The sequence below is a fragment of the Janthinobacterium sp. BJB426 genome (assembly GCF_002735705.1).
Lineage (GTDB): Bacteria > Pseudomonadota > Gammaproteobacteria > Burkholderiales > Burkholderiaceae_D > Janthinobacterium.
This window is the reverse complement of the sequence record NZ_PDZL01000009.1, coordinates 229,392-239,922: the sequence shown is the minus strand read 5'-3', so window position 1 is coordinate 239,922 and position 10,531 is coordinate 229,392. Positions and strand designations below refer to the sequence as shown.

Below are 10,531 nucleotides of genomic sequence, written 5' to 3'. Positions count from 1 at the left end.
CCGCCCACCCCGCAAGGGCTATTTTCCCGCCCTCGCCGCCCAGCAAGCATAGTCTTCACTTCAAGCGCCTTTTTGTGCAGCCTGTCGCAATCGGCTGGCGTAGTTCGTGGTCTTTAGGCACAGTGGCAACATCAGACTCTGACGCTACTCAACAAGGGGTTAAACTTGCCCGCTGCGTCGATTAACTCTTGTACTTGAAAGTGCCACCATGCTTCCGATTTCCAGCCTGCCCCAATTGTTGAAAACCATCCTTGCTTGGTTGCAACGGGCATTCGACGCGACGACGACCTGGGTCACCCAACTGTCCTGGTGGAAATTTTTCCTGTTCGCTGCACTGGCCCTGATCGCCGGTTCCATTTTGCAAGATGAGCTTTTCTCGTCCAGCCCGAACGAAGAAGTGGTCATCAAGTCGCATAAACGCAGCAGCAAGGGTTCGGGCGAGACCAATATCCTGATCGACGATACGGGCATCCATTTCAATCCCCGCAGCAGCAAGAACCGCCGCAGCAGCGCGGCCGATGCCGCCAGCGATCCGGCTGATGCCGCCGAGGCGGACGCACAGGCCAGTACCGTGCCGCCGGAACCACCCGAGCCACCTGCCGCCCCTGCCAAGCCCAGCTACCCAGTAACGACGAATGCCTCGGGCGAAGAAGTCCACATCGAACTGCCGCCGCAAATCGGCGAAGAGTTGTCGAATGCCATCGAAGAAGCGGTCGATGATGCGGCAGAACAAAAAGTGTCGCGCTATCACCAGCAAGCCTCGACCTGGTTCAAGAGCTTTGTGTCCCTTCTGGTACTGGCCCTGTTCGCCATGAAAGCCCTGGTCGGCGGCAAGAAACGGGCGGAGGCGGAAACCGTCACGGCAAATGAAGCGGCCGAACGGGAATCCATGCAGCGCCAGCTCAGCGAAGCGAAGATGCAGATGATGCAGGCGCAAGTCGAGCCGCACTTCCTGTTCAACACGCTTGCCTCCGTCGAACACCTGATCCAGGTCGATCCGCCACGCGCGGCCAAGATGCAGCGCAGCCTGATCCAGTATTTGCGCGCCGTACTGCCGCAAATGCGCGACAACGCCCTGATTACCAACCTGGGCCGTGAAGCGGACATGGTGCAAGCGTATTTGAATCTGCTGAAAATGCGCATGGAAGAACGCCTGACCGTCGACTTCCAGATTCCCGACGGCCTGCGCAGCGCCGCCTTCCCGCCCATGATGCTGCAATCGATGGTGGAAAATGCCATCAAGCACGGCCTGGAAGTCAAACCGGAGGGAGGCACCCTGCGCATCGTGGCCGAAGTGGCGCACAGCAAGCTGCGCGTCACGGTGACCGATGATGGCCTCGGCTTTGGCGTGGTGCCCAGCGATGGCACGGGCCTCGGTTTGCCCACCATCCGTGAGCGCCTGAAGCTGCTGCATGGTGACGAGGGCAGCCTGACCATTACGCCAAATCAACCGTCCGGCGTGTGCGCCGTGATCGAAGTGCCATATCAATTGTCCAAATAAGACAGAGTAGTTGATAAAAACGCTAAATCATTGAATAATCAATCTTCGCCTGTTCACACTTGAGACCTATGCCTACCGCTATTATTGCCGACGACGAAAGACTGATGCGCGACCAGCTGCGCCTGCGCCTGGGCCAAGCCTGGCCTGAACTGGAAATCATCGGCGAAGCCAAGAATGGCGACGAAGCGATCGAACTGGTGGAGCAACTCAAGCCGGACTTTGCCTTCCTCGATATCCGCATGCCGGGCAAGACGGGCATGGAAGCGGCGCAAGTGATCGGTGGCAAGACGCATATCGTCTTCGTCACGGCCTACGATAGCCACGCCGTCGAAGCCTTCGAGCGGGGCGCCGTCGACTATGTGCTCAAGCCACCCGAGCATGAGCGCTTGCTGGTCACCGTGGAGCGCCTGAAAACGCATTTGAACAAGCCGGCCCTGGACGTCAACAGCAGCGTCACGGCCATGCTGTCGCAACTGGCGGAAAAAATCACGGCCAAGCCCACCTATTTGCAATGGATACAGGCCAGCATCGGCCAGGACTTGCGCATGATCCCCGTGGAAGAGATCCTGTTCTTCCGTTCCGACGAGAAATACACCTGCGTGCAGACCGCCAAGTATGAGGCGCTGATCCGCAAGCCCGTGCGCGACCTGGCAGAAGAGCTCGATCCTTCGCTGTTCTGGCAAATCCACCGCGCCACCCTGGTCAACGTGAATGCCATCGAAGGCGTGACGCGCGATATCCGCGGCCGCCACCTGGTGCTCATCAAGGGCAAGTCCGACAAGCTCGAAGTGAGCCGCAGTTTCTTGCACCTGTTCAAGCAAATGTAAGCCTCCCGCCGCCGCCCGGCCCAGGCCGGCGCGGCGCTTGCCCTCTTCTTTCCCCTTCCTGCGCCACATCAAGCCACGCCATCCCAACAGGCATAGGCTACATCAAGTCCTGTCTTGCCTGCCTTCGTTCACGTTCGCAAGGAGAATCCCATGCCTGACCGAGGCAGTTCCACACTGCTGCGCATCCTGCCGCTCGGCATGGCGGCAGCGCTTTTGCTGTGCTTGTTTCCTCCGCTGAAAGCCCGCCGGCAACGGCAGGCGCGTGGCCAGGCCATCATCGACAGCGCCAGCGACGCCATCATCAGCATCGACAGCGGGCAAATCATCCTGCACGCGAACGCGGCGGCAGCCAGATTGTTCGACGACACGCCGGCCGGCATGCGCGGCATGCGCCTGGGCCACTACATCCTGCGCGATTTGCGTACCCTGGGCGACCTGGGCACGCACGAGGGCGATCCGCCGTTTGGCGACATCGGCCAGGAACTGCGCCTGACGGGCCGGCGCGCCACCGACTACACCCTGACGGGCCGGCGCAGCGATGGCGTCATGTTCCCCCTCGAAGGCTCGCTTTCGGCCATGCAGGAAGACGGCCATAGCGTGTTTACCATCATCGTGCGCGACATCAGCGCGCGCCAGCAGATGCATGAACAACTGGCCCGCTCCTTTTCGCAACTGCGCGAATTGTCGAGCGCGCTGCAATCGATCCGCGAAGAAGAGCGCAAGCATATCGCGCGTGAACTGCATGATGATCTGGGGCAATTGCTGGCCACCTTGCGCGTCGACCTGACTCTGGTGCGCCAGCACACGGACACCACCGCGTCCCTGCAAGCGTTGTTGCACAGTATGGATGGCTTGCTGGTGACGGCCATCACCTCATTGCGGCGCATCGCCAGCAACCTGCGTCCGCGCGCGCTCGATGAAGGGGGCTTGTATTTTGCGCTGCAAAAACTGCGCCACGACTTCCTGCTGCGCCGCGCCATCCATTTCGACTTGCTGGCCGACGAAGCCGACCTCGTGCTCGACGATGCGCGCAGCACGGCCATCTACCGCATCGTGCAGGAAGCGCTGACGAACATCGCGCGCCATGCCGAGGCCAGCCACATCACCATCGCCCTGCACCGCATCGATTCCTCGCTGGCCATCACCATCCAGGATGATGGTCGCGGGATTGCCGAGCACGACCTGGAAAAAGCCACGGCCCTGGGCTTGCTGGGCATGCGCGAGCGGGTGTGGGGCTTGAATGGCAGCATCCATATCGGCGCCGATAGCGAACTGGGCGGCACACGCATCGAAATCTCGCTGCCCATGCATGCGGAAGCGGCAGCAGCGGCGATGCAATAAAAAAGGCGCCCGCAGGCGCCTTCTACTTCGTCACATCGAATACTGCTTAGAACTTGTGTGCCAGACCGATCTGGTACGAGGTCAGCGACTTGACGCGCTCGCGGCCAGCGTAAGCGTACACGTCGGTACGCTTCGACAGGTGGTAGTCGTAACCAACGCCGAACTCCTTGATGGTGTCCTGATCCTTGAACTTGTTGTTGCTTTGCTCTTGCTTGCCATACGACACTTTGGCATCGCCGCCGCCAACCGTGTAGTTCAGGCCGATCAGGTAGGACTTGAATTCGCCAGTCGTGGCAACCTTGGTGTCGCCTTTCGAGTAGGCGGCCGTGATCTTGGCCGGGCCGAATTTATAGCCGCCACCGATGGACCACAGGTCCGGCTTGGCGGCCGTTGCCGTTGCTTGCACGGCTTTTTCGTAGCCGGCGTGCAAGCTGATCGGGCCGTTGTCGTAAGTTGCCAGGCCGATCACGCCTGCGTCAGCGCTGTTGACTTCGCTCAGCACGTATTGCAGGCTGCCCACGAAACCTTCAAAGCTTGGGCTGTTGTAGGTCACGGCATTGTTGACGCGCGACGAGCCGACGCCCGAACGCAGCAGGGTTTCATTGTTCTTGCCGACCACGCCGTAGGTGTTGAAGGGATCGACGCGGGCGATGGTGCCATCGACCAGGTTCTTGGTGCGGCCCAGGATGGCGGTACCAAACGCGCCTTTCAAGCCCACGTAAGCTTGACGGTCGAACAACACGCCTTTTTGCGCGCCGGTGTCAGCCAGGAATTCACTTTCCAGGTTGAAAATTGCGGACAGGCCGCCACCCAGATCTTCCGTCCCCTTGAAACCGAGGCGCGACGCGTTGTTTTCGCGTTGTACCGTCGGCTGGCCAGTGGTCTTGGCAATACCGAGGTCAACCAGGCCATACACGGTGACGTTCGATTGTGCTTGTGCCGTAGCTGCTGCGAAGGTGCCGATGATCAATGCTGCCAGAGTAATTTTTTTCACTTGAGATTCTCTACATTAGGTTGGACAAGTTGAGCTGCTGCTGAGCTGCTTAGCTGCTGAACCGAATCATGCCAACGAAATACTTCAACAATATGACATCGACAAGATGTTGTTTTTTTGCACAACATCGTGTCAGATAAAAACAACAGGCGAAAAAAAACCGCCCGAGGGCGGCTTGCGTTGCCGTTGCAACTTTATTTCAGGCGGCAGCTCAGCAGCCAGTAGTATTCCAGGCGCTTCATGCGGATTTCACGGGCAGAGTGGGCAAACTTCTTGCGCAGGTGGCTATCCGATGGGAAATTCTTCAGCACTTCATAGCGCTCGCCCGCGTCCGTCGTGCGGAACTGGTGCGTATTGCCTTCCAGGTCGGTGCGCGCGATAACAGTGCTGCTGCCGTCGACATAGGAATTGTCGATCAGCACCAGCATGATGTCCTTGCCCAGCTTGCTGCGCAATTGCTTCAGGTATTTATCCTGGTCTTCGCGCTTGACGTGCGACCACCAGAAACCTGCGAACACGGCCGTAAACTTGCCCAGCAGATCATCGGGCAAGTTGAATGCGTCGAGCTTGGCGAATGTGACGTTGTCGGGCAAGCCGCGGGCCTGGGCCAGCGCCAGCATTTCATCGTTGATATCGGTGGCCAGCACGGACTCGGCCGATTCGGCGACCACTTCCGTCCAGTAACCCGTGCCGCAAGCCAGTTCCAGCACGGTGTGGCCTTCCAGCACATCGGCGACCTTGTCGCGCAACACTTCCAGGTCTTCCTGGCGTTCTGGCTTGTCATAGACGCGCTCATACTGCTGCGCGATGGTGGCGTAATATTTGGCAAGCTGATCGGTAATCATTGTTTCTTCTCTTCTTAAATAATCTTGGCCAGGCAACTCGCCCGGCCGACTTCCTGCATTGTTATAGTTCGTAGTGCTCTTTATCGCCGCTCATGGCCTGCTCTATGAGCTTGCGGTTCAGGGTCGGTGTCAGCAACTCGATAAAGGTATAAATATAGCTGCGCAAATACGCGCCTTGCTTGACGGCCACACGCGACACATTCATGCCGAACAGGTGGCCGACAGGGATGGCGCGCAAGCCTTTGTCGCGCTCGGCATCGAAGGCCATACCCGCTATGATACCAATCCCCATGCCCAACTCGACATAAGTCTTGATCACGTCCGCATCAATGGCTTCGAGCAAGATGTCCGGTTTCAGGCCGCGCAGCACGAAAGCGTGGTCGATCTTGTTGCGTCCGGCGAACGCGCTGTCATAGGTAATCAGGGGGAAAGCGGCGATTTCTTCCAGGGTCACGGACTTCGACTTGAGCAGCGGATGGTCGACCGGCACCACCACCACGTGCTCCCATTGATAGCATGGCAAGGTGATCAAGCCATCGATGGCGGCGATCGATTCCGTGGCAATGGCCAGGTCGGCCTGGTCGCGCTGCACCATCTCGGCGATCTGGCGCGGATTTCCTTGCAGCAAAGACAATCTGACCTTCGGGAACTTCAGCATGAAGGCTTGCACCACCTTGGGCAAGGTGTAGCGGGCCTGCGTGTGCGTGGTGGCAATGGTAAAGCTGCCGCTGTCCTGGGCCGCGAATTCCTTGCCGATGCGTTTCATGCTGTCGATTTCCTGCATGATCAGCTCGACGGACTCCAGCACCAGGCGGCCCGGCTCCGTCAAGCCGCGGATGCGCTTGCCGTGGCGCGTAAAAATATCCACGCCCAGCTCTTCCTCCAGCTCGATGATGGCTTTCGATACGCCCGGTTGCGACGTAAACAAGGCCTTGGCGGCGTCCGTCAGGTTGTAATTCTGCCGGACCGCTTCGCGCACGAAGCGCAGTTGATGGAGATTCATTGCTGGTTTGCCCTAGATTGCCGTGATTTGCCGAGTTTCCGCCCCACCCATGATTTTGCGTTCATGCATATACGCATATCGCATATAAGCAAATGCGTACTAAGTAGTTTGGATTAAACCTTAAGTTTATTACTATTGCGGGTACTTTGGGGGTGCAAGCATGACTTTGTCTTATATAGTCTCAGGATTTGCCGTAGGATTACTCGTAGGAATGACCGGCGTGGGCGGCGGATCGCTGATGACGCCGCTGTTAACCCTGCTGTTTGGCGTGCCGCCTTCCGTGGCGGTGGGCACCGACCTGGCCTTCGCCTCGATCACCAAGAGCGCCGGCACCCTGACGCACCGCCTGCGCGGCACCATCCGCTGGGATATCGTCAAGCGCCTGTGCATCGGCGCCCTGCCCGCCGCCGTCATCGCGACCCTGGCGCTGAAGTCGTTCGGCACCCTGTCCCCGGAAATCGGCCAGATCATCCGTTACTCGATCGCCGGCTCCGTGCTGCTGACCGTCGTGGCGCTGATTTTCAAGGGCCGCATGCTGGCCTGGATCAATGCGCACCCCGAGAAACAATTGCAAGGCAACAAGCTTGCCGCCGCGACCATTATTTCCGGCGCCGTGCTGGGCGTGCTGGTGACGGTCTCGTCGATCGGCGCCGGCGCCATCGGCGCAACCTTGCTGGTGATGCTGTATCCACGCATGAGCTCCGCCGAAGTGGCGGGCACCGATATCGCCTACGCCGTGCCCCTGACGGCCATCGCCGCCCTGGGCCACTGGTGGCTCGGTTCCATCCACTGGGAATTGCTGGCCTCCTTGCTGGTCGGCTCCCTGCCCGGCATCACCCTGGGTTCCTGGGTCGCCCGCTCCGTGCCGGAAAAGTTTTTAAGAGTGTTGCTGGCGATGACCTTGACCGGCGTGGCAGTGAAGCTAATCTATTAATTACCGAACAAGTGACAAGAGCAGTATCAAGAACATAATCCCAGGCAATCTTCCAGCACCCCGGCTTTTTTAGGAATTGATATGTACCATTACGATCAGTACGACCACCTCATCATCAAAGAACGCATCGCCCAGTACCGAGACCAGGTTGCGCGCCGTATCGCCAATGAACTGACGGAAGAGGAATTCATTCCGCTGCGCCTGCAAAACGGCCTGTACATGCAACGCCACGCCTACATGCTGCGTATCGCCGTGCCGTACGGCTTGCTGTCGTCGACGCAGATGCGCATGTTCGCGCACATCGCGCGCAAGTACGACCGCGGCTATGGCCACTTCACGACGCGCCAGAACATCCAGTTCAACTGGATTGAGCTGGAACAGACTCCCGATATCCTGACCGATCTGGCATCCGTGGAAATGCACGCGATCCAGACGTCCGGCAACTGTATCCGTAATACAACATCGGACCCGTTCGCCGGCGTCGCGGCCGATGAAATCATCGATCCGCGCCCGTACGCGGAAGTGTTGCGCCAGTGGAGCACCTTCCACCCCGAGTTCATCGCCCTGCCGCGTAAATTCAAGGTCGCCATCAATGGCGCCGAGGAAGACCGCGCCGCCATCGCCGTGCACGACATCGGCTTGACGGCCGTGCGCAACGCCGCTGGCGAAGTCGGCTTCAAGGTGATGGCGGGCGGCGGCATGGGCCGCACGCCGATCCTGGGCAGCGTCGTGCGCGACTTCTTGCCGTGGCAGCATTTGCTGACCTACATCCAGGCCATCATGCGCGTGTACAACCTGCACGGCCGCCGCGACAACAAATACAAGGCGCGCATCAAGATCTTGCTGAAAGCCATCGGCGTGGAAGAATTCACGCGCCAGGTGGAAGCGGAATGGGTCGACTTGAAGGATGGTCCGGAAACATTGACGGCCGAGGAAATGCAGCGCGTGGCGGACTTCTTCAATCCACCTGCTTACCTGGCCCTGCCGGAACTCGACTACAAGGCGGAACACGCGGACAACAAGGCGTATGTGAACTGGCTGGCGCGCAACGTCAAGCCACACCAGCGCCCCGGCTACGTGGCCGTGGTGCTGTCCCTGAAGAAAACCGGCGTGCCGCCCGGCGACGCAACGGCCGAGCAGATCGACTTCGTGGCCGATCTTGCCGACCGCTACAGCTTTGGCGAACTGCGCGTGACGCACGAGCAAAACCTGGTGCTGGCCGACGTGGAACAGTCGAAACTGTTCACACTGTGGCAGGAAGCCAAGGCGCACGGCCTGGCCACGCCGAACATCGGTTTGCTGACGGACATGATCTGCTGCCCCGGCGGCGATTTCTGCTCGCTGGCCAACGCCAAGTCCTTGCCGATCGCGGCCGCCATCGCGGAACGCTTCGACAGCATCGACTTCCAGCACGACATCGGCGAGATCGAACTGAATATTTCCGGCTGCATCAATGCCTGCGGCCACCATCACGTGGGCAGCATCGGCATCCTCGGCGTCGACAAGGATGGCAGCGAATGGTATCAAGTGTCGATCGGCGGCGCGCAAGGTAACAACGCGGCCATCGGCAAGATCATCGGACCATCGTTCTCTTCCCTGCAGATGCCTGAAGTCATCGGCCGCCTGCTGCACGTCTATGTGCGCGACCGCCATGAAGGCGAGCGCTTCGTCGATACGGCCCAGCGCCTGGGCCTGGCGCCGTTCAAGGAACACGTATATGCAACGCCGATCACCGTCGGCAACCTGGTGGGAGAAGACGAATATGTTTGAAGTACGCGAAGAAATCATCAAGAACGCCGCCGTGGTGCCGAATACCTGGGGCTTGCTGCGCCTCGATGAAACCGACACGCCGGAAACGGTGGTCGTGCCTGCAGGCAAGGTCATCGTGCCCCTGGCCGTATGGCAAGCCCAGCGCGAGACCCTGGCCGCCCGCCTGCCCGACATCGGCGTGTGGCTGGCCAGCGACGAACGCCCGGAAGAACTGGCGGCTGACGTGGCGCAACTGCCCGTCATCGGCGTGGACTTCCCGAAATTCACGGATGGCCGCGGCTATTCCATCGCCTTCAACCTGCGCGCCCGCCTGGGTTTCCAGGGTGAATTGCGCGCCATCGGCGACGTGCTGCGCGACCAGCTGTTTTCGATGCACCGCGTCGGTTTCGATGCGTATGCGACACGCCCCGACCGCAGCATCCATGACGCATTGAAAGGTTTGTCCGTCTTTTCGGAAACCTACCAGGCTTCGTGGGATCAAAAATCGCCGCTGTTCCGCCGCCACCAGCGCGAAGGCCAGAATCCTGACCTCGACAATGCGGCCGGCATCTGAGGACCAATCATGAGCAATTTGACTTCTTTGATTGACGCCACCGAGCAAACGCTGACACGCATCGCCGCGGATTTTTCGCCGGCCGTGTTTGCGTCCAGCCTGGCAGCCGAAGACATGGTGCTGACCCACATGATACTCAAGGCAAAGCTGCCCATCGGCATCTTTTCCCTGGAAACAGGCCGGCTGCACCAGGAAACCCTGGCCGTGCTCGACAAGGTCAAGGCCCGTTACGACCACGACATCACCTTGTACCGCCCGCAGCCGGAAGCAGTCGCCGCCTACGTGGAACAGAACGGTCTCAATGCGTTCTACAACAGCGTCGAGATGCGCCGCGAATGCTGCCGCATCCGCAAGGTCGAGCCGCTGGGCCGCGCCTTGGCCGGCAACAAGGCCTGGGTGACGGGACAGCGCCGCGCGCAGTCCACCACGCGCGCCGAATTGCACGTGCAGGAAGACGATGCGGCGCACGCGATGACGAAATTCAATCCGCTGGCCGACTGGTCGGAAGAAGACGTATGGGCCTACATCCGCGCCAACGACGTGCCGTACAACGCGCTGCACGACCAGGGCTACCCGTCGATCGGCTGCGAACCCTGCACGCGGGCCGTCCAGCCAGGCGAAGATGTGCGCGCCGGACGCTGGTGGTGGGAAAACCCGGACTCCAAGGAATGCGGCCTGCACATGGTGGACGGTAAGTTGATACGCATCAAATCCGTGGCAGCCTGAACAGACATAACAGACTCAGCAGAACAAGAAAGCACCC

10 protein-coding genes are annotated in these 10,531 nt (G+C 59.8%); 7 read left to right on the top strand and 3 right to left on the bottom strand.

Features of this window, described 5'->3' with window-relative positions; translation table 11 throughout:
- Nucleotides 1-208: 208 nt before the first annotated feature.
- The 3 genes from CSQ93_RS16775 to CSQ93_RS16765 all read left to right on the top strand — a co-directional run bounded on the left by CSQ93_RS16775 (nucleotide 209) and on the right by CSQ93_RS16765 (nucleotide 3,669).
- The gene (locus CSQ93_RS16775) at nucleotides 209-1,501 is read left to right on the top strand and encodes a sensor histidine kinase (protein ID WP_099379008.1); all 1,293 of its coding nucleotides are present in this window, start codon (nucleotides 209-211) and stop codon (nucleotides 1,499-1,501) included.
- Between the two features lie 68 nt (nucleotides 1,502-1,569).
- The gene (locus CSQ93_RS16770; RefSeq protein WP_035825940.1) at nucleotides 1,570-2,328 is read left to right on the top strand and encodes a LytR/AlgR family response regulator transcription factor; all 759 of its coding nucleotides are present in this window, start codon (nucleotides 1,570-1,572) and stop codon (nucleotides 2,326-2,328) included.
- Nucleotides 2,329-2,478: 150 nt separating this feature from the next.
- Entirely contained in the window at nucleotides 2,479-3,669 is a 1,191-nt protein-coding gene (locus CSQ93_RS16765; protein ID WP_099379007.1) for a PAS domain-containing sensor histidine kinase, read from the top strand.
- 46 nt (nucleotides 3,670-3,715) lie between these two features.
- Here the strand turns inward: CSQ93_RS16765 and CSQ93_RS16760 are convergent, their stop codons facing one another.
- The 3 genes from CSQ93_RS16760 to CSQ93_RS16750 all read right to left on the bottom strand — a co-directional run bounded on the left by CSQ93_RS16760 (nucleotide 3,716) and on the right by CSQ93_RS16750 (nucleotide 6,511).
- Complete coding sequence (locus CSQ93_RS16760; RefSeq protein WP_046682561.1) at nucleotides 3,716-4,663, bottom strand: porin; 948 nt, start codon at nucleotides 4,661-4,663, stop codon at nucleotides 3,716-3,718.
- A gap of 194 nt (nucleotides 4,664-4,857) precedes the next feature.
- Entirely contained in the window at nucleotides 4,858-5,508 is a 651-nt protein-coding gene (locus CSQ93_RS16755; RefSeq protein ID WP_099379006.1) for a class I SAM-dependent methyltransferase, read from the bottom strand.
- Between the two features lie 61 nt (nucleotides 5,509-5,569).
- Nucleotides 5,570-6,511: a CysB family HTH-type transcriptional regulator gene (locus tag CSQ93_RS16750; protein WP_034751505.1), complete on the bottom strand. Its 942-nt coding sequence runs from the start codon at nucleotides 6,509-6,511 to the stop codon at nucleotides 5,570-5,572.
- Between the two features lie 160 nt (nucleotides 6,512-6,671).
- On the opposite strand from CSQ93_RS16750, the gene CSQ93_RS16745 reads away from it, so the two are divergent.
- From CSQ93_RS16745 to CSQ93_RS16730, 4 genes are all read left to right on the top strand, one after another.
- Nucleotides 6,672-7,445 carry a sulfite exporter TauE/SafE family protein gene (locus tag CSQ93_RS16745; protein ID WP_034782225.1) on the top strand — a complete coding sequence of 258 codons (774 nt, stop codon included), beginning with the start codon at nucleotides 6,672-6,674 and terminating at the stop codon, nucleotides 7,443-7,445.
- An 81-nt stretch (nucleotides 7,446-7,526) separates the two neighbouring features.
- Entirely contained in the window at nucleotides 7,527-9,215 is a 1,689-nt protein-coding gene (locus CSQ93_RS16740) for a nitrite/sulfite reductase (protein ID WP_099379005.1), read from the top strand.
- Complete coding sequence (locus CSQ93_RS16735) at nucleotides 9,208-9,768, top strand: DUF934 domain-containing protein (RefSeq protein ID WP_099379004.1); 561 nt, start codon at nucleotides 9,208-9,210, stop codon at nucleotides 9,766-9,768. Before CSQ93_RS16740 ends, CSQ93_RS16735 begins: the two co-directional genes overlap by 8 nt.
- Nucleotides 9,769-9,777: 9 nt before the next feature.
- Nucleotides 9,778-10,494: a phosphoadenylyl-sulfate reductase gene (locus CSQ93_RS16730; protein WP_099379003.1), complete on the top strand. Its 717-nt coding sequence runs from the start codon at nucleotides 9,778-9,780 to the stop codon at nucleotides 10,492-10,494.
- Nucleotides 10,495-10,531 lie beyond the last annotated feature (37 nt).

Excerpts from the sequence above, each read along its gene's own strand:
- CSQ93_RS16775 (WP_099379008.1), top strand. The coding sequence starts at position 209 with ATGCTTCCGATTTCCAGCCTGCCCCAATTGTTGAAAACCATCCTTGCT.
- CSQ93_RS16770 (WP_035825940.1), top strand. The coding sequence starts at position 1,570 with ATGCCTACCGCTATTATTGCCGACGACGAAAGACTGATGCGCGACCAG.
- CSQ93_RS16765 (WP_099379007.1), top strand. The coding sequence starts at position 2,479 with ATGCCTGACCGAGGCAGTTCCACACTGCTGCGCATCCTGCCGCTCGGC.
- CSQ93_RS16755 (WP_099379006.1), bottom strand. The coding sequence starts at position 5,508 with ATGATTACCGATCAGCTTGCCAAATATTACGCCACCATCGCGCAGCAG.
- CSQ93_RS16750 (WP_034751505.1), bottom strand. The coding sequence starts at position 6,511 with ATGAATCTCCATCAACTGCGCTTCGTGCGCGAAGCGGTCCGGCAGAAT.
- CSQ93_RS16745 (WP_034782225.1), top strand. The coding sequence starts at position 6,672 with ATGACTTTGTCTTATATAGTCTCAGGATTTGCCGTAGGATTACTCGTA.
- CSQ93_RS16740 (WP_099379005.1), top strand. The coding sequence starts at position 7,527 with ATGTACCATTACGATCAGTACGACCACCTCATCATCAAAGAACGCATC.
- CSQ93_RS16735 (WP_099379004.1), top strand. The coding sequence starts at position 9,208 with ATGTTTGAAGTACGCGAAGAAATCATCAAGAACGCCGCCGTGGTGCCG.
- CSQ93_RS16730 (WP_099379003.1), top strand. The coding sequence starts at position 9,778 with ATGAGCAATTTGACTTCTTTGATTGACGCCACCGAGCAAACGCTGACA.